Genomic DNA, 21,848 nt, shown 5'->3' with positions numbered 1-21,848 from the left:
GTCTGGTAAACAACGCAAGGCCCTGGCGGCCTTGCTTAAAAAACAGAAAGTGAATCTGTATGGGGTCACTCCCATCTTCAAGCGGGAGCCGGACGAGCAGCCCTTGCTCTCTTACGCCCAACAGCGCCAGTGGCTCTTGTGGCAACTGGAGCCTGAAAGCTCGGCCTATAACATTGCAACGGCCCTGGGTTTCAAGGGGGTTCTGGACCTTGAGGCCCTGCAACACAGCTTTCAGGCGCTGATTGCCCGGCATGAGACGTTGCGCACGACTTTTGCGATGGACGGTGAAAAGCCGATCCAGGTGATTCATCCCGATCTGCCTTTCAGTATCGATATTGAAAGGCTTGAGTCTGCGGATGATTCGCTTGTCCAGTCGCGGGTCGAGCAAGAGACGGGGCGTCCGTTCGATCTGCTCAATGGGCCGCTGCTGCGGGTAAAACTGCTGCAACGGGCTGCTGAGGAGCATGTGCTGGTGCTGACGTTGCACCATATCGTCTCCGATGGCTGGTCGATGCCGATCATGGTCGATGAGCTGGTGCAGTTGTACGTAGGGTACAGTCGCGGGCAAGCAGCCAGTCTGCCGGACATGCCGATCCAGTACGCCGACTACGCGATCTGGCAGCGTCACTGGATGGAGGCCGGTGAGCAGGAGCGACAACTGGCTTACTGGCAGGCCCAGCTGGGAGGCGAGCAACCGGTGCTGGAATTGCCGGTCGATCATGCGCGCCCTGTGGTCAGAAACCATGCAGGCGACAACCTGAGCATCGAGCTGCCCGCCGATCTGGTTCAGGCGCTCAAGCAGTTGGCTCAAGGTCAGGGCGTCACGCTGTTCATGCTGTTGCTGGCCTCGTTTCAGATGCTGCTGCAGCGTTACTCCGGGCAAAACGACATTCGTGTCGGAGTACCGATTGCCAACCGTATGCGGGTCGAGACCGAGCAACTGATCGGCTTCTTCGTCAATACCCAGGTCCTCAAGGCCGAGTTCGATCTGCACCTGAGCTTCAACGATCTGTTGCAGCAGGTCAGGAAGACCGTGCTCGATGCCCAGGCGCATCAGGATCTGCCATTCCAGCAACTGGTGGAGGCGCTGCATCCCGAGCGTAGCCTGAGCCATAACCCGCTGTTCCAGGTGATGTACAACCACCAGACTCAAGTCAAAGGCAAGGGCATTGCGCTGCCAGGGCTTGAGTTGCAACCGCTTGAGTACGACAACCACACGGCCCAGTTCGATTTGAGCCTAGACACCTTTGAATCCGGGACCGGGTTATGGGCCTCGCTGACCTTTGCCACAGAACTGTTTGATCGGCAGACCATCGAGCGGATGGGACGGCACTGGGTCAATTTGCTGCAAGGTGTTGTGCGTCAACCCCAGCAGCGGATTGTCGAGGTGCAACTGCTGGATACGGCTGAGTATCAGCAGATTGTTCATGACTGGAACCGTACTGAAGCCAGTTACCCGAGCGAGCTGTGTATTCATCAACTGATCGAGCAGCAGGTCGAGAAAACGCCTCAGGCACCGGCTTTGCTGTTTGGCGAGCAGTCATTGAGCTACACCGAACTGAACCAGCAGGCCAATCGCCTGGCGCACAAGCTGCGTGAGTTGGGTGTCGGCCCCGATGTGCTGGTGGGCATTGCGGTGGAGCGCAGCCTGGAGATGGTGGTGGGACTGCTGGCGATTCTCAAGGCTGGTGGCGCCTATGTGCCGCTGGATCCGGAGTATCCGCAGGAACGCCTGGCTTACATGCTGGAAGACAGCGGCATCCAGTTGTTACTGACCCAGGAGCATCTGCAGGCGCAACTGCCGATACCACAAGGCGTTCGGGTTTTGATCCTGAGTCGAATGGCTGAAGCATGGGCGACTTGCAGCGACGCTAATCCTTTCAATGACACGCGGCTGGAGAACCTGGCGTACGTTATCTACACCTCAGGCTCTACCGGCAAGCCCAAAGGCGCAGGTAACTCGCACAAGGCGTTGTTCAATCGTTTGGCCTGGATGCAGAAAGCCTATGAGCTGAGTGACGCCGATACGGTGCTACAGAAGACTCCGTTCAGCTTCGACGTCTCGGTATGGGAATTTTTCTGGCCGCTGCTGACGGGGGCCCGGCTGGCGATTGCTCAGCCTGGCGAGCATCGTGATCCTCTGCGTCTGATCGAAACAATTAACCGCTACTGCGTCACGACGCTGCACTTCGTGCCGTCGATGCTGCAGGTATTCATGGCCAGCGAAGACGTCGAGAGCTGTCTGAGTATCAGGCGTATTGTGTGCAGCGGCGAGGCACTGTCTGGCGAATTGGCGCGCAAATCGCTGCAGCGATTGCCTCAGGCCGGGGTGTTCAACCTCTATGGCCCTACCGAAGCGGCTATTGATGTGACCCATTGGCGCTGCGGTCCAGAGGAAGGCGCTGGTGTACCGATCGGCCGGCCGATCGACAACCTCAAGACTCACATTCTTGTGCCGAGCCTGCTGCCAGCGACGCAAGGCTGCGTAGGTGAGCTGTACCTGGGCGGTGTAGGGCTGGCGCGTGGTTATCATCGACGCGCTGCGCTGACGGCGGAGCGTTTTGTACCGGATCCGTTCGACGGTCGCGAACAGGGCGGTGGCCGGTTGTACCGCACCGGTGACCTGGCGAGCTATCGCGCTGACGGAGTGATCGATTATCTGGGCCGCACTGACCATCAGGTGAAGATCCGCGGCCTGCGTATCGAGTTGGGCGAAATAGAAGCCAGGCTTCAAGAGCATGCGGCGATCCGCGAAGCGGTGGTCATTGATGTCGAAGGGCCGGGTGGCAAACAGTTGGCGGCCTATCTGGTAGTGGCTGAGACGACCAGTGATCCAGAAAAACTGAACGCGCTTCGAGCCAGCCTGCGCGAATATCTGAAAACTACGCTGCCGGATTATATGGTGCCCTCGCACCTGCTGGTTCTGGACAAGCTGCCACTGAGCCCAAACGGTAAGCTGGACCGCAAGGCCTTGCCCAAGCCTGATGCCAGCCAGCAGCAACAGGTGTATGTGGAGCCGCAAACAGAACTTGAGCAGCAAATCGCAACGATCTGGATGCAGGTGTTGAAGCTGGAAAAAGTAGGCCTGACCGATAATTTCTTTGAGCTGGGCGGCGACTCGATCATTTCCATGCAGGTCGTAAGCCTTGCCCGGCAGGCAGGTATCCGTTTTACACCGAAGGATCTGTTTCAGTATCAGACCGTTCAAGGGCTGGCTTCGGTGGCGAAACGGGGCGAGTCGAGTGGGTTGCAGATTGAGCAGGGACTGGCCAGTGGCGAAGTGGTGCTGCTACCTATTCACCAGCACTTTTTCAATCAGCAGATTCCAGAGCGTCATCATTGGAATCAGTCAGTCCTGCTCAAGCCGATGCATAACCTTGACGGTGATGTTCTGGAGAGGGCCTTGCAGGTTCTGGTTGCGCATCATGATGCACTACGCCTGGGCTTTTCTGGTGATGAAGGCGCAGGCTGGGTTGCGCAGTACGGTGATCCTGCCGAGCAATCGGTAGCGATTCTCTGGCAGTCGCCAGTGCAAGACGAATCATCGCTCGACGCTTTGTGCACAAAGGCCCAGCGCAGCCTGGATTTGCAAAGAGGGAAATTGTTGCGCGCCGTACTGGCCACCTTTCCCGATGGCAGTCAGCGGTTGTTATTGGCGATTCATCACCTTGCGGTGGATGGCGTGTCATGGAGGATCTTGCTGGAAGATTTGCAAACGGCCTACGACCAGCAGCACGCGGGTCATGTGATCAGCCTGCCGGCCAAGACCAGTTCGACACAGGCTTGGGCCAGGCATTTGCAGCAGTATGCACGAAGCGAAGCGGTGCAGGCTGAACTTGCGTATTGGCAAGACCAGTACAAGGGCGTCCACACGGAGTTGCCGTGCGATAACCCGCAAGGTTCTTTGCAGGGCACCTATATCTCGACGGTGTATACGCACCTTGATCAAATTCAAACACGCCAGTTATTGCAGCAGGCGCCGGCCGCCTATCGCACGCAAGTCAACGATCTGTTGCTAACGGCATTGGCTCGCGTCATTGCCCGCTGGACACAATGTGACGATGTATTGATCCAGCTGGAAGGGCATGGCCGTGAATCATTGTTTGATGATATCGATCTGACGCGTACGGTCGGATGGTTGACCACGATGTTTCCGGTGAAGTTGAGTACGTCGCCTCGACTGGATCATTCAATCAAGCAAATCAAAGAGCAACTACGCGCGGTGCCCTTCAAGGGCGTCGGATTTGGCGCGCTGCGTTACCTGGGGGATCAAGCGGCATGCCAGGCATTGGCAACGCTGGTAGAACCACGGATTACGTTCAATTACCTGGGACAGTTCGATGGCGGTTTTTCCGGGCAGACGCCAGGTGCTGAAACGTCCCGCGCCCGATTGATACCCGCCGTAGAGCGTTCAGGTCTACCCACGAGCCAAGAGGCGCCTTTGGGAAACTGGCTCTCTATCAATGGCCAGGTGTACGACTCTCAACTTAGCCTGGGCTGGAGTTTCAGTCGGGAGATGTTTAATCAGGCCACCATTCAACGTCTGGCGGATGAGCTGACTGAAGAACTTCAGCAGTTGATCAAGCATTGCACCGACGAACAGGTCTCGGGCATGACGCCCTCTGACGTACCGTTGTCGGGCCTTGACCAGGCACTTTTGGATAGCCTGCCTGTTCCGGCGTCAGAGATAGAGGACATTTACCCGCTGTCGCCGATGCAACAAGGCATGCTTTTTCACAGCCTCTATGCGCACGAAGACGGCGACTATATCAATCAGTTTCGCGTCGACATACAAGGGCTGGATGTCGCTCGATTCCAGCAGGCCTGGCAGGTTGCCGTTGATCGACATGAAGTGTTGCGAGCGAATTTTGTTTCATTGCTTGAGCGGCCTTTACAGGTCATCCGCAAGCGGGTCCAAGTGCCTTACATCCTGCTGGACTGGCGTGCACATGAAAACGTGCAGCACGAATTGGAACATCATGCGCAGGCGGATCGTCAGAAAGGCTTCGATTTGCTGCAGGACCCGCTGTTGCGTTTGACACTGATCCAGACCGGCGAAGACAGCCATCATTTGATCTACACCAGTCATCACATTCTGATGGATGGGTGGAGCAACTCGCAGCTGCTCGGTGAGGTGTTGCAGGTTTACGCCGGTGAAACCGTTCCTCGTCCAGCCAGTCGTTATCGCGACTATATCGACTGGTTGCAATGTCAGGACAGTGAGCAAGGTGAAGTGTTCTGGCGCGAACAATCCAGTCGCCTGAAGTCGCCGACCCGGCTGGCTCAGGCCGTTTCGCAAGATAACCTGCAACCCTTGACAGGCTATGGCGAGCATCTTGATAGCCTGGACGCTCTGAAGACCCAGGCATTACATGATTTTGCCCGTCAGCAACGTGTCACGTTCAATACGCTGGCACAGGCTGCATGGCTACTCCTGTTACACCGCTACACCGGAAACGACTGTGTGACCTTTGGTGCAACCGTATCCGGACGCCCAGCCGATCTGAAAAATGTCGAACAGCAACTGGGCTTGTTCATCAATACGCTCCCGGTCATTGCCGGTCTCAAGCCTGAGCAGAAAGTGTGTGAGTGGCTCGACCAGCTACAGGCGCAGAATGCGAGGCTACGTGAGCATGAACACGTGCCTTTGTATGACATCCAGCGATGGGCGGGCCTGGGCAATGAAGGCCTGTTTGACACATTGCTCGTGTTTGAAAACTACCCGGTTTCCGAGGCGCTGCGACAGGGCGCACCTGCCGGTCTTGTCTTCAGCGGTCTGCACAATCGTGAGCAGACTCATTATCCGTTGACACTCGCACTGGGGCTGGAAGAGACGCTGTCGATCCACTACAGCTATGACCGTGCCCATTTTAGCGAAGCAGGCATCCAACAAATCGCTCAACACTTCGGCAACGCGCTAGAAGCGTTGGCTCAGAATGCGCAGGCACGCCTGGGTGAATTGCCACTTCTGGGCGCCGAAGAGTATCGCCAGATTGTGCATGGATGGAACGACACAGCGGCTCGTTACCCCCACCCGTTATGCATTCATGAGTTGATCGAACAGCAGGTAGCCAGAACTCCGGATGCAACAGCCCTGATCGTTGGCGATCAGTCGCTTGATTATGCCGAGTTGAACAGTCGTGCCAATCAGCTTGCTCACAAGTTGCGCGAGCTGGGCGTAAAACCCGATGTATTGGTAGCGATTGCACTGGATCGCAATGTGGACATGGTCGTTGCTCTGTTGGCTGTCCTTAAAGCCGGAGGGGGCTATGTACCGCTTGATCCGGCGTACCCCAAGGATCGCCTGGCCTACATGCTTGAGGACAGTAAAGCGGCTGTACTGTTGTCGGGTTCTTCTTTGTTGGAGCGCTTGCCTGAGCATTTTCGGCACCAGGCCTTACTGCTGGATCGACTCTCGTTGAGCGACTATTGCAACGAGAACCCGACGGTATGGGCGACACCGAAAAACCTGGCTTACAGCATCTACACGTCTGGCTCCACAGGCAGGCCCAAGGGTGTATTGATCGAGCACCGCAATGCGGTAGCGCTGATTGGCTGGGCGCGTTCTGTCTATGACCAGGACCGCCTGCTTGGGGTGCTTGCCTCGACCTCGATTTGCTTTGATCTGTCGATATGGGAGTTTTTCGTAACGCTGTCCTCGGGCGGCTATGCCATCGTGGCGGACAACGCGTTGGCGTTACCAGGGCTTGTTGCAAAAGATCGCGTGCAACTGATCAACACAGTGCCGTCGGCCATCAAGGCATTGTACGAATCCGGACAGTTGCCCAAGACAGTGCGCACCATCAATCTGGCAGGCGAACCCCTGCCGCAGTCACTGGTCAATGACCTCTATGGACTTGGTCATGTCGATGCTGTTTATGATCTTTATGGTCCCTCCGAGGACACCACTTATTCCACCTGCACCCTCAGAACACCGGCAGGGAAGGCTAACATTGGCCGTCCGCTTGCCAACACATGCGCCTACCTGCTGGATGAGGCCGGACAGCCTGTACCGGTCGGTTGTATCGGCGAGCTGTGCCTGACAGGCGCAGGTCTTTCGCGAGGCTACCTGGGCCAACCTGCACTGACAGCAGAGAAATTTCTGCCTGATCCATTCTCAAATGAGGGTGGGCGCTTGTATCGCACCGGTGATTTAGCTCGTTACCGTACCAATGGGGTCATCGAATACATCGGTCGCATTGATCACCAGGTCAAAGTGCGTGGTTACCGTATTGAACTGGGCGAGATCGAAGCACGCCTGCGCGCTCAGCCTGGCGTACGAGAAGCGGTCGTCCTGGCCCTGGATAGCGAGCAAGGCAAGCATCTGGTCGGTTATATCGTGCCTGTCCAGGCAAGCATCACTGACGAAGTTGACGAGCAAGTGGCACTGCGTGCGCGCCTGACGTCGCAACTCAAGTTGCATCTGCCGGACTACATGGTGCCATCGCAAGTAGTGTTCCTGAATCAGCTGCCGTTGACCCCCAACGGCAAGCTGGACCGCAAGGCCCTGCCCAAGCCAGATGCCAGCCTGCAACAACAGGTGTATATGGCGCCGCAAACGGAGCTTGAGCAGCAGATCGCTGCGATCTGGGCCGACGTCCTCAAGCTTGCGCGAGTGGGCCTGACCGACAACTTCTTCGAACTCGGTGGGCACTCGTTGCTGGCCACTCAGACGATCTCCCGGATCAACGTGCAGCTGGGAATAGACGCCCCTCTGCGTCTGCTCTTCGAACACCCCGCACTCGGTGAATTTACCAGCGCTCTGGACACCCAGGGTCTCTCTCTGCGTGAGAGCGATCTGACGGATATCGAAAAAATGATGAATGAAATGGCAGGGGCTTGAGATGGAACGGACTACCGCTGAACGGATTGCCAAACGCTTCGTCTCTCTGCCTCTGGAGCAACGCAAACAGATCCTCGACAAGATGCACGAGTCCGGGCAGAGCTTCAGGTTGCTGCCCATCGTGCCAACGCGCCAGGACGTGGCGCGCATTCCTCTGTCCTATGCCCAGCAACGTTTGCTGTTTCTCTGGCAAATGGAGCCTACGGGTACGTTCTACAACGTGCCGACCGCGGTGCGTTTGAAGGGGCATCTGGACGATCAGGCCATGTCGCAGGCACTTGAGTTGCTGGTGCAGCGTCATGAAACCCTGAGAACCCGTTTTGCTTCGGCGGACGGTGAGTTCTACCAGGAAATTCAGGAACATTCCCCCGTCGTGCTGGACATCGTTTCCTTCGATGAACAACCCGATGAAGCCGCGCTACAGGCCATGGTGAGTGAGGAGCTTGCCAGGCCTTTCGATCTGGCCGAAGGCCCTTTGCTGCGTGTCAAGCTGCTGCATATGGGCGAGTCCGAGCACCTGCTGACCTTGTGCATGCACCACATCGTGTCCGATGGTTGGTCGGGTGAGCTGATCGTGGCCGAATTTGTGCGCTTGTACACGGCACTGATAGAAGACCGCGATGCAGGACTGCCCGCGCTGCCCATTCAGTACGCGGATTACGCGATCTGGCAACGCAGCTGGCTAGAGGCTGGCGAAGGCGACAGGCAGCTTGCCTATTGGAAAGAACAGCTGGGTGAGGATCATCCGGTACTCGATTTGCCGCTGGATCATGACCGGCCATCCAGCCCCAGCTACCGCGGTGCGGTTGTAGACGCCGACATTCCTCAGGCCTTGGCCGCCGAGTTGCGGGTGCTGGCGCGTAAAGACGGCAATACCCTGTTCATGCTGGTGTTGGCGGCGGTGTCTGTCGTGCTGTCGCGCTACAGCGGGCAGTCGGATATCCGCATCGGTGCGCCTAATGCCAGCCGCAACCGTACGGAGCTTGAAGGCCTGATCGGCTTTTTCATCAACACGCAAGTGCTGCGCATCCAGGTCGATGAGCGCGCCACGTTCGCTGAACTGATCAATCAGGTCCGGGACGTGGTCGCTGGCGCGCAATCTCATCAGGATCTGCCGTTCGAGCAACTGGTCGATGCGTTGTTGCCCGAGCGTAACCTGGGGCATAACCCGCTGTTCCAGTTCAAGATCAACCAGAATGTGTTGAGCCGTACCGACGGTAGCAACCGACTGGGTGGTGTTACCGTCGATGCCTTTGCGCTGGGTGATGGCGACGCACGGTTTGACCTGGCGTTTGATTTCACCGACACCCCTGAAGGTATCGAGGCGGCGTTTACCTACGCGACCGACCTGTTCGATGCGTCCATCATCGAGCGCATGTCCTCCTCGTTACAGTCGACATTGCAGGCGTTGGTTCGGGCGCCTGAGGCTCGGCTGCTCGACCATCCCGAGAACACCGGCATCACGGTTCAAACCCGCTCGCAGTCATTTGCGTGCAGCAACGTTCTCGAACTTTGGCAGCGCAGCCTGGCGCAAGCAGGCCAGCGTGACGCGCTACAGGCAGATGAAAAACGTATCAGCTATCAGGCGCTGGAGCATGAGTCCAATCGGCTGGCGCATTATCTTCAGGCTGCTGGAGTAGGTGTCGGCAGCGTGGTTGCACTGTGCCAGGCGCGCAGCATCGAGTGGGTCACGGCGATGCTTGCGGTGATCAAGGCCGGCGGGGTGTATTTGCCGCTGGATAACCAGCAGCCTGTCGAGCGTGTGCAGCAATTGCTGCATGACAGTGGTGCGGCTGTTCTGCTCCACGAGGCTAACGACACACGCTTCACCAACCTGCAAGGCATCAAGGTGCAAGCCTGGGATTCACAGGTATGGGTTGAGCAGAGCGACCAATCGCTGGATCAGTCCTTCGATCCCGAACAGCCGGCCTACCTGATTTACACCTCAGGCTCCACTGGCCAGCCCAAGGGCGTGCAAGTCAGCCATAAAGCACTTGCCAACTATGTGCAGGCCGTACTTGATCGCTTGCAGCTGACGCCCGAAGGCAGCATGGCCATGGTGTCGACCGTGGCTGCGGACCTGGGTCATACCATGCTGTTCGGTGCGCTGGCGTCCGGCCGTCTACTACATCTTCTACCCCAGGAACTGGCCTTCGATCCTGATGCCTTTGCGGCCTACATGGCCGAGCATCAGGTGGCTGTTCTCAAACTGGTGCCCAGCCACTTGCAAGGGCTGTTGCAAGCAGCCAGTCCGGCTAATGTGTTGCCTGGTCAGCTACTGGTTCTGGGCGGCGAAAGCTGTTCCTGGGAACTGGTCGAAAAGGTTCGTCAACTGCGGCCTGACTGCCGCATCGTCAATCACTATGGCCCGACCGAGACCACCGTGGGCGTGCTGACCCATGAAGTCGGGCAGCGCTTGAATGGTTATCGAAGTGCGCCTGTGGGAACCTCGTTGGCCAATGGGCGTGTCGACATTCTCGATGCCTGGCTCAATACCGTTGCAGCGCAGGTCGCAGGCGAGCTGTACCTGGGCGGACAAGGTCTGGCGCAAGGATATAAAGGGCGGGCCGCATTGACCGCCGAGCGTTTCATTCCTGCCGAGGATGGCCAGCGGCTGTATCGCACCGGCGACCGTGCGCGCATTGGCCGCGATGGCTTGATCGAATTCATCGGCCGCGCCGACGATCAGGTGAAGATTCGTGGTTACCGGGTCGAGCCTGGAGAAATCAGCCAGTTCCTGCTGCGGCTGGAGGAGGTCAAAGAAGCGGTTGTTCTGGCCCAGCCTCTGGAAGGCGACCCTTTGCGTCTGCAACTGGTGGCCTGGTGCTCGGTCGCTGAGGGTGTCAGCGTTACGCAGTTGCAGCAGCGCCTGCAAGAGCACTTGCCGGACTATATGGTCCCGGCGCAGATCGTGCTGCTGGATCGCCTGCCGTTGACAGCTAATGGCAAGCTGGACAAACGCGCCTTGCCCAAACCGGGCGTGGTCGCGCGCGGCTTTGTGGCGCCAGAAGGTGATGTCGAGCAGATGCTGGCAGACATCTGGGCTCAAGTGCTCAAGCGCGAGCAGATCGGTACCACCGATAACTTCTTTGAACTGGGCGGCGACTCGATTCTGAGCCTGCAGATCATTGCCAGGGCCAAGCGCCAGGGCATCAAGCTGACGCCCAAGCAAGTGTTCGAACAACAGACCATCGGGCAATTGGCCAAGGTGGCCAGACTGATCGAAGCCAAACCTTCTGCGGCCAAGCCTGTCAGCGAGGTTGAAAGCCGTAAGCCTCTGATTGTCTTGAGCCCGGAGCAACTTGGTCATCTGCCTGTGTCTGCGGCAGACATCGAAGACATATACCCGCTTTCGCCCATGCAGCAGGGCATGCTGTTTCACAGCCTGCTGGACCAGGAAGCCGGTCACTATATCAACCAGCTGCGCGTGGACGTGCAAGGACTGGATGTCGAGCGCTTCAAGGCCGCCTGGCTCAGTGCGATCAGCCGACATGAAGTGCTTCGGGCGAGCTTTGTCGAGGTGGATGGCCAGCCTCTTCAAATCATTCGTAAACAGATCGATGCGCCCTGCGTTTTACTGGATTGGCGTAGCGAGGTGCAGCAATCGCAAAAGCTGGACGACTGGGCGCTTGAGGATCGCCGTAAAGGCTTCGATCTGGCGCGTGATCCCATCGTGCGACTGGCCTTGATCCGTACGGGTGAAAACACACATCACCTGATTCATACCACCCATCACATTCTTCTCGATGGCTGGAGCAACTCGCAGTTGATGGGCGAAATACTGCAAAGCTATACCGGACATGCACCCGCGCCCATCACCAGCCGTTATCGTGATTACATCGAGTGGTTGGGCAAACAGGATGGCGTGGCCAGTGAACAGTTCTGGAAAGAGCAACTGGCAGGTCTTGATGAACCAACACGGCTGGCCCAGTCGATCTGGCAAGCGGACTACCCTGCTGAGACAGGGTACGGGTATCACCGGTTTTCGCTGGATAAGCAGCAGACAGAACGCTTGAGCAGTTTTGCTCAACGTCAGCGAGTGACCCTCAATACCCTGGTGCAGGCGGCCTGGATAATTCTGTTGCAGCGCTACACCGGCCAGGATCATGTGGCCTGCGGAGTGACAGTCTCCGGTCGCCCTGGCGAGCTTGAGGGCGTTGAACAGCAACTGGGCTTGTTTATCAATACATTGCCGCTGGTTGCCCAATCGCTGCCCGAACTGAGTGTGGGGCAGTGGTTACAGTCGCTTCAGGCGCAGAATCTGGCCCTGCGCGAGCATGAATATACGCCCCTGTATGACGTGCAGCGCTGGGCAGGAAAGAGCGGTGAGACACTGTTCGATACCTTGCTGATGTTTGATAACTACCCGGTTTCCGAGGCGCTTGAAAAAGGAGCTGCTCATGGCCTTGTCTTTGAAAACTTGAATGAGCGTGGACAGACCAGCTATGGGCTGGTGGTAGCTGCTGATATCAGTGATGTACTGTCGCTTGGCTTCAGTTATGCCAAGGCTGAGTTTTGTGACAGTGCTGTGCAGCAACTGGCGCTTGGGCTTGAGCAGTTACTGCCCGCATTGAGTCTTGAGGACCAAAAAACTATTGGTGAGCTTGCGTTGCTCAGCGCGGATCAACAGCAACAGATCGTGGATGAGTGGAACCGTAGCGAAGTCAGCTACCCGGCCAAGCAATGCATTCATCAGTCGATCGAGCAGCAGGTTTTGAAGACGCCACAGGCCACAGCTTTGGTATTCGGCGAGCAATCGTTGAGCTACGCCGAACTGAACCAGCAGGCCAATCGCCTGGCGCACAAGCTGCGTGAGCTGGGTGTCGGCTCCGATGTGTTGGTAGGCCTGGCGGTGGAGCGCAGCCTGGAGATGGTGGTGGGTCTGCTGGCGATTCTCAAGGCTGGTGGCGCCTATGTGCCGCTGGATCCGGAGTATCCGCAGGATCGCCTGGCGTACATGGTTGAAGACAGTGGCATCCGCTTGCTGCTGACGCAGGCGCATTTGCAAGGTCAACTGCCGGTGTCGGAAGGCGTGCAGACGGTGATCCTGGAGGCCGGTCCTGACTGGCTGGCGGATTACAGCGATGCCAATCCGGATAACATCACCCGGCCCGAAAACCTGGCCTATGTGATCTATACCTCGGGCTCGACCGGCAAGCCCAAGGGCACGTTGTTGCCGCATCACAACGTCCTGCGCCTGTTCCAGGCCACTGATGAAAACTTCCACTTCAATGGCCAGGACGTCTGGACGGTCTTCCACTCCTACGCCTTCGACTTCTCGGTGTGGGAGCTGTATGGCGCGCTGCTGTACGGCGGCAAGGCGGTCATCGTGCCGAAGGATGTTGCACGTTCGCCGCAGAGCTTCCATGCCCTGTTGTGCCGCGAGCAGGTGACCGTACTGAACCAGACACCTTCGGCGTTCAAGCAGTTGATCCCGGTGGCCTGCGACAGCACTGAGCCGTTGGCGCTGCGTTATGTCGTGTTCGGTGGCGAGGCGCTGGACGTCGGCAGTCTGGCGCCGTGGTTCGAGCGCTTTGGCGATCAACAGCCGCAACTGATCAACATGTACGGCATCACTGAAACCACGGTGCATGTGACTCATCGGCCGTTGTCCAGGGCCGACCTGCAACAGGCATCGGTCAGCCCGCTCGGTGATGTGATCCGTGACTTGTCCTGGTATGTGCTGGACGGTCAACTCAACCCGGCCATTCCGGGCGTGCATGGCGAACTGCATATCGGTCGTGCGGGTCTGGCGCGTGGTTATCACAATCGCCCCGCCTTGACGGCGGAGCGTTTTATTCCCGACCCGTTCGACACCAGTGAGCAGGGCGGCAGCCGGCTGTACCGCAGTGGTGACCTGAGCCGCAGTCGTGCCGGCGGCATAGTGGAATACGCCGGTCGCATCGACCATCAGGTGAAGATTCGCGGCTTCCGGATTGAGTTGGGCGAGATCGAAGCGCGGGTCAAGGAACATCCGGCAGTCCGTGAGGCGGTGGTGCTGGATGTGGATGGGCCGCTCGGCAAGCAATTGGTGGCTTGGCTGGTGCCGATGGCAGAACAGGCGGACGAAGCTGAGCAGGCGGCATTGCGTGAGAACCTGCGCGAAGCACTGAAGGGAGTAATGCCGGATTACATGGTGCCGGCGCACTTTGTGTTCCTTGATCATTTGCCGTTGACGGCCAATGGCAAGCTGGATCGCAAGGCATTGCCCGCACCGGATGCCGGCCAGCAGCAACAGAGGTATGTGGCGCCGCAAAGTGAACTGGAGCAACAGGTCGCAGCGATCTGGGCCGAGGTGCTGCAGATTGAGCGAGTGGGCCTGACCGATAACTTCTTTGAACTGGGCGGGCACTCTTTGTTGGTGTTGTCCATTTTGTCCCGTGTGCGTCTGTCACTCGGTGTAACGCTCGATCCTTCTGTGCTGTTCCAGTATCCACTCCTGGCTGATTTCGCCAGACAGTTAGTACAAGAAAAGACCGATGATTTTGAAGAAAAACTGAAACGTCTTGATCTGTTTGCCGAAGAGTTGGAGGAAGCGCAATGAATATGGAAGCCGCTCTGAATATCGCCAGGCGCTTCATCACGCTGCCAACAGCGAAGCGCAGGCTGTATCTGCAAAAGATGTATGCCGAGAATATCTCGCCAGCCAATTTGCCGGTCCCTGAGGTAAAAGCGCTTTTTGATTGCATTCCTCTTTCCTTTGCCCAGCAACGGCAGTGGTTCCTGTGGCAACTGACTCCGGACAGTTCTGCGTACAACATTCCGACGGCTTTACGACTGACCGGCTCATTGGATCATGAAGCGCTGCGGCACAGTTTCCAGACTCTGATCGAGCGGCACGAAACCTTGCGCACGACCTTCCGCCAGGATGATGAGCAGTCGATTCAGATTGTTCATGCGGCTCAGCCTTTTGTCTTGAGTGTTGAGCGCTTGCCTGACGGCCAGACCGTCGAGGCCTGGGTGGAAGAAGAGGTCCGTCGACCGTTCGATCTTGAACACGGCCCACTTCTGCGCGTCAAGCTGCTGGGTCTGGCGGACGATGAGCACGTTCTGGCGCTGACCCTGCACCATATCGTCTCCGATGGCTGGTCGATGCCGGTGCTGGTCGACGAGCTGGTGCAGTTATATGAAGGCTACAGCCAGGGGCACACCGACGTGAGCCTGCCGGCCTTGCCGATCCAGTACGCCGATTATGCGATCTGGCAGCGTAACTGGATGGAGGCCGGTGAGCAGGAGCGGCAACTGGCTTACTGGCAAGAACAGCTGGGCGGCGAGCAGCCGGTGCTGGAATTACCCGCCGACCGGCCACGTCCGTCTGTGCCGGATCAACACGGGGCCCGGCTGGAAATCACGCTGGACGCCGAACTGGTGAGCGAGCTCAAGGCCTTGGCCCAGCGTCAGGGTGGCACCCTGTTCATGGTGCTGCTGGCCAGCTTCCAGAGTTTGCTGCAACGCTATTCAGGACAAAACGACATTCGTATCGGTGTGCCGGTTGCCAACCGTACGCGAGTGGAAACCGAGCGGCTGATCGGCTTCTTCGTCAACACTCAGGTCCTCAAGGCGACTTTCGAGCTGACGACCACTTTCGAACAATTGCTGCAGCAGGTTCGCCAAGCCGTGCTGGAGGCGCAGACCTATCAGGAGTTGCCGTTCGAACAACTGGTCGAGGCTTTGCAACCAGATCGCAGCCTGAGCCATAGCCCGTTATTCCAGGTGATGTTCAACCACCAGACACAGGGCAAAGGCTCCTTTAGAGAAATACAGGGCCTGCAGGTAGAAGGGCTATCGTGGGAAGGGGTGTCCGCCCAGTTTGATCTGACCCTCAATACCTTTGAGCATGACACCGGTATCGGCGCCTCGCTGACATATGCGACGGCGTTGTTCGATGCCCCGACCATCGAACGTCTGGCCAGGCACTGGAAGTACTTGCTGCAGAATGTGGTCAAGTCGTTTGATAAACCATTGGCTGAATTGTCGTTGCTGAGTACCGATGAATATCGGCAGATTGTCCATGAGTGGAACTGCACCGAGGTCAGCTATCCGGCCGAGCTGTGTATTCACCAACTGATTGAGCTACAGGTTTTAAAAACGCCTCAGACACCGGCCTTGCTGTTCGGTGAGCAGTCATTGAGCTACGCCGAACTGAACCAGCGGTCCAATCGCTTGGCGCACAAGTTGCGTGAGCTGGGCGTCGGTCCGGACGTACTGGTGGGCATTGCGGTGGAGCGCAGCCTGGAAATGGTGGTCGGCCTGCTGGCCATCCTCAAGGCCGGTGGCGCCTATGTGCCGCTGGATCCGGAGTATCCGCAAGAGCGCCTGGCGTACATGCTTGAGCACAGCGGTGCCCGCTTGCTATTGACCCAGCAGAGGTTGCTCGACCAGTTGCCGGTCACCGACGTCCAGACCTTGTGCCTGGACCGTGACGTGTCGCCACTGGACAACTACCCCGTCGATAATCTGGGTGTAGTCGTTCACCCTGAACACCCGGCGTACTGCATCTACACCTCGGGCTCCACCGGTAAACCCAAGGGCGTAGCCGTGCGCCATCAGGCACTGGTCAACTTCCTGTTCAGCATGGCCGACAAGCCTGGACTGACGGCCGATGACCGGGTGTTGGCGCTGACCTCCCTGTCCTTCGATATCGCCGGTCTAGAACTGTACCTGCCATTGCTGGTGGGCGCCTGCGTGGTGCTGCTGGCCGATCGCGAGAATCAGGACCCGCAGGCGTTGCTGAAACTGATTGAGCAACAGTCGGTCACGACCGTCCAGGCGACACCGTCGACGTGGCGGATGCTACTGGATGCCGCAGCGCCCGAACAATTGCGTCAGTGCCGGCTGCTCAGTGGCGGTGAAGCGTTGGCACCGGACCTGGCCAACCGGCTACTGGAGCGCAGCGAACAGGTATGGAACCTGTACGGCCCAACAGAAACGACCATCTGGTCAGGGCTGCACTGTCTGGACCGACAAGCGCCGACGCCCTTGCTGGGCATGCCGATTGCCAATACCCGGTTGCACATCGTCGAGCAGGGCCTGGGCGCGGCGGCACCGGGTGTTGCCGGTGAGCTGCTGATCGGGGGCGACGGGCTGGCGCGGGGTTACCTGCACCGTCCTGATTTGACGGCAGAACGTTTTGTGCCGGACCCGTTCGATACCAGCGAGCAGGGCGGTGGTCGTCTGTACCGGACTGGTGACCTGGCGCGTTATCGCGCCGAAGGCGTGATCGAGTACGTCAGCCGTATCGATCATCAGGTAAAGATCCGCGGTTTCCGTATTGAGCTGGGTGAGATCGAAGCCAGGTTACTGGAGCACGAAGCGGTACGCGAAGCAGTGGTCATCGATGTCGATGGACCGGGTGGCAAGCAACTGGCTGCATATCTGGTGACTGCGGCTGGTGAATTGGATGCGCAGCAGCACACCCAACTGCGCAGCGATCTGCGCGAACAGCTCAGAATTAATTTGCCGGACTACATGGTGCCGGCGTACCTGCTGTTTCTGGACAAGCTGCCGCTGACCCCCAACGGCAAGCTGGACCGCAAGGCCCTGCCGAAACCGGACGGCAGCCTGCAACAACAGGTGTATGTGGCGCCGCAAACGGAGCTTGAGCGGCAGATTGCGGCCATCTGGGCCGAAGTGCTCAAGGTCGAGCAGGTGGGGCTGACCGACAATTTCTTCGAACTCGGTGGGCATTCCCTGATTGCAACTCAGGTGATATCTCGGGTACGTCAGGCTCTAAACATTAGTTTGCCTCTGCGTACGCTGTTCGAAGCACCTGAACTATTAGATTTTATACGTCAGTTGAGTGGCTCTGATGGCAATGCCATGCCTGAGTTGTTTAGGGCTGATCGCGGTCAGCCTCTGAAACTATCTTATGCGCAGCAACGACAGTGGTTCTTATGGCAACTGGCGCCGGACAGTCCTGCCTATAACATCCCGACAGCCTTGAGGCTGAATGGAGTGCTGGATTCTGAGGCGCTGCGCCGAAGTATCCACACTCTGATCGAGCGGCACGAAACCTTGCGCACGACCTTTCGTCAGGATGATGAACAGTCGATTCAGATTGTTCATGCGGCTCAGCCTTTTGTCTTGAGTGTTGAACGTCTGCCAGACGGTCAGACCGTCGAGGCCTGGGTGGAAGAAGAGGTCCGTCGACCATTCGATCTTGAACACGGCCCGCTTCTGCGCGTAAAGCTGCTGTGTCTGGCGGCAGACGAGCATGTTCTGGTGCTGACCTTGCACCATATCGTCTCCGATGGCTGGTCGATGCCCGTGCTGGTTGACGAGCTGGTGCAGTTGTATGAAGGCTACAGCCAGGGGCACACCGACGTGAGCCTGCCGGCCTTGCCGATCCAGTACGCCGATTATGCGATCTGGCAGCGTAACTGGATGGAAGCCGGTGAGCAGGAACGGCAACTGGCCTACTGGCAAGGACAACTGGGCGGCGAGCAGCCGGTGCTGGAGTTACCCACCGACCGGCCACGTCCGTCGGTGCCGGATCAACACGGGGCCCGGCTGGACATCACGCTGGACGCCGAACTGGTGAGCGGACTCAAGACCTTGGCCCAGCGTCAAGGCGGTACCCTGTTCATGGTGCTGCTGGCCAGCTTCCAGAGTGTGCTGCAACGCTATTCGGGGCAGAACGATATTCGTGTGGGCGTTCCCACTGCCAACCGTACGCGAGTGGAAACGGAGCGGCTGATCGGTTTCTTCGTCAACACTCAGGTCCTCAAAGCGACTTTTGAGCTGACAACCACCTTCGAACAGTTACTGCAGCAGGTTCGCCAGACCGTCATGGAGGCTCAGACTTATCAGGAGCTGCCGTTCGAGCAACTGGTGGAGGCTTTGCAACCGGACCGCAGTCTGAGCCATAGCCCGTTATTCCAGGTGATGTTCAACCACCAGACGCAGGCCAAAGGCTCCTTTAAGGAAATACCGGGCCTGCAGGTGGAAGGGCTGTCGTGGGAGGGAGTGTCCGCCCAGTTTGATCTGACCCTTAATACCTTTGAGCATGACACCGGTATCGGCGCCTCGCTGACATATGCGACAGCGTTATTCGATACCTCGACTATCGAGCGTCTGGGCCGGCACTGGATCAATCTGCTGAAACAAGTGGTACGCCAGCCTCAGCAGCGTCTCTGCGAGTTGTCACTGCTAGACGCTGCCGAGCAACAACAGATCGTTCATGACTGGAACCGCACTGAAGCCAGTTACCCGGGCGAGCTGTGTATTCATCAACTGATCGAGCAGCAGGTAGCCAGGACTCCAGATGGCACAGCCTTGGTCTTTGGCGAACAATCGTTGAGCTACACCGAACTGAACCAGCAGGCCAATCGCCTGGCGCACAAGCTGCGTGAGCTGGGTGTCGGCCCGGATGTGCTGGTAGGCATTGCGGTGGAGCGCAGCCTGGAGATGGTGGTCGGTCTGTTGGCCATCCTCAAGGCCGGTGGCGCCTATGTGCCGTTGGATCCGGAGTATCCGCAGGAACGCCTGGCCTACATGCTCGAGCATAGCGGTGCCCGCTTGCTGCTGACCCAGCAGCGGTTGCTCGACCAGTTGCCGGTTACCAGTGTCGACACCTGGTGCCTGGACCGTGACGGGTCGCAACTGGATAACTACTCCGTCGATAACCTGGACATAGTGGTTCACCCCGACCACCCGGCGTACTGCATCTACACCTCAGGCTCCACCGGCAAGCCCAAGGGCGTTGCCGTGCGCCATCAGGCACTGGTCAACTTCCTGTTCAGCATGGCCGACAAGCCTGGACTGACGGCCGATGACCGGGTACTGGCGCTGACCTCCCTGTCCTTCGATATCGCTGGTCTGGAACTGTACCTGCCATTGTTGGTGGGCGCTTGCGTGGTGCTGCTGGCCGATCGCGAGAATCAGGACCCGCAGGCGTTACTGAATCTGATTGAGCAACAGTCGGTCACGACCGTCCAGGCGACACCGTCGACGTGGCGGATGCTGCTGGATGCCGCAGCGCCCGAACAATTGCGTCAGTGCCGGCTGCTCAGTGGCGGTGAAGCGTTGGCACCGGACCTGGCCAACCGGCTGTTGGAGCGCAGCGAACAGGTATGGAACCTGTACGGTCCGACAGAAACGACCATCTGGTCAGGGCTGCACTGTCTGGACCGACAAGCGCCGACGCCCTTGCTGGGCATGCCGATTGCCAATACTCGCCTGCACATTGTCGAACAGGGGCTGGGTACGGCGGCCCCAGGTGTTGCCGGTGAGCTGCTGATCGGGGGCGACGGGCTGGCCCGAGGCTATTTGCACCGTCCTGATTTGACGGCAGAGCGTTTTGTGCCGGACCCGTTCGATACCAGCGAGCAGGGCGGCGGTCGTCTGTACCGGACTGGCGACCTGGCGCGTTATCGCGCCGAAGGGGTGATTGAGTACGTCAGTCGTATAGATCATCAGGTAAAGATTCGCGGTTTCCGTATTGAGCTGGGTGAGATCGAGGCTCGGTTACTGGAGCACGAAGCGGTGCGCGAGGCAGTGGTCATCGATGTCGATGGACCGAGTGGCAAGCAACTGGCGGCTTATGTAGTGCCTGTTGACGTTGCAATAAAAAACGACAGTGCACGGGCCGCGGTATTGTGCGACGCCCTGCGTCGACACATGAAGTCCAGATTGGCTGACTATATGATGCCTGCCCATATCATCATAATGAATGATATGCCAAAGACGCCGAATGAAAAGTTGGATCGAAAGCGGTTGCCTGCGCCGGAGACGGAACGTGAGCCATTAAAGGGGACTTTGCCGAGAACCAGGATTGAGCGGCAACTTGCCGCCATATGGCAGGAGGTCCTTGGCCGTGAGTTCATAGGATTGCACGATGACTTTTTTGAACTGGGTGGGCACTCAATTCTAATGCTCAGCGTGTTGAAAAAAGTGCGCGAGCAAATAGATGAGCGCTTTGCCATGCACGACTTCATGCGTAACCCTACCCTCGCAAAGCAAGCTGAGCTGCTACGTGATTGCATGGGGGGACAAACGTCCAGCCTGATAAAACTTAATAGCTGTCCTGACGATCGGCATGGAATTTATTGTCTTCCGCCTGCGGGCGGCACGACCTTTCCCTACTATGCCTTGGCCAAAGAGCTCAATGCTGTCTGTCCTGTGTATGGATTGTTGCACAAGGGGTTTGTGGAAAAAGGCTTTCACTATCAGAGCTGGAGGGAAATGGTAGAACACTACTACGACGAGATTATAAAGTCACAGCCTTCCGGTCCTTACCATCTTTTAGGGTGGTCGTCAGGCGGGGCGTTGGCCATAGAGATTGCCCACCTGATCGAGATGAAAGGAGAAAAAGTTAATTTGCTGGCGCTGGTTGATTCGATGTTGCCACACGAATTGTTTTTAGCTCACCGGCGGCCATCCGATGTGACCACCGCTCCGGTAGACCTGGCGGCACTGGATGAGCGTAATCATGCGGCTGTGATGATAATCAGAAGTTTCTTCCCGGAAAAGGAGGATGCTTACATTATGGGGAAAGTGCAGGAGGGTAGGGCGGCAGGTCTGCAAGACGATGGGCTCGTCAAGTTCATGATTCACGAACTATTGGAAGGCGAGGCAGAACATTCGGCACGTTTCAAATTGATTTACGACGCCTATGCATTGGAGGCGGAATTTTCTGTGGGCTATGATATATACGGAAATATCTCCACGCTTGCCAAAGACTTTGAATTGCGTTCGTTGCAAAGCCGCCCTGAAGTCTGGTGGTCCTCGATATCGTACACCGATATTAAAGCGCTTGAGGATGCGATTGTTAACCGGTGTGCGGTGCAAGGCATTGCGCACTCGGAATGCCTTGAGGTTGCTCATGAGGAGGTCATCTATGCACCTGTTTTTCTAAACAATCTGACATCACGAGTTCTACAATACTTCCCTGAATAAGCAGGTGTTTACCGCTTGGTTTCGAGGATGGCCTGGAATGAAAAATATACCTGGTCGTCCTCGCTCGTTGAATAAGATCCACGCGCCACTACCTTGATAACGATAAACC

The 21,848-nt window shown here is 57.7% G+C and carries 2 protein-coding genes and 1 pseudogene; all 3 read left to right on the top strand.

Annotated elements, in window-relative coordinates; translation table 11 throughout:
• Positions 1–67 precede the first annotated feature (67 nt).
• Positions 68–7,843: pseudogene (locus ACYAS9_RS02900) on the top strand (amino acid adenylation domain-containing protein); the annotation flags it as partial.
• 1 nt (position 7,844) lies between these two features.
• Positions 7,845–14,387, top strand: a complete 6,543-nt coding sequence (locus tag ACYAS9_RS02895; protein WP_463566794.1) for an amino acid adenylation domain-containing protein — start codon at positions 7,845–7,847, stop codon at positions 14,385–14,387.
• Entirely contained in the window at positions 14,384–21,739 is a 7,356-nt protein-coding gene (locus ACYAS9_RS02890; RefSeq protein ID WP_463566793.1) for an amino acid adenylation domain-containing protein, read from the top strand. Before ACYAS9_RS02895 ends, ACYAS9_RS02890 begins: the two co-directional genes overlap by 4 nt.
• Positions 21,740–21,848 lie beyond the last annotated feature (109 nt).

Source organism: Pseudomonas sp. HP_08, from assembly GCF_055284095.1.
Note: the sequence above shows the minus strand (reverse complement) of the source record. Positions and strands in the feature narration are given on the sequence as shown.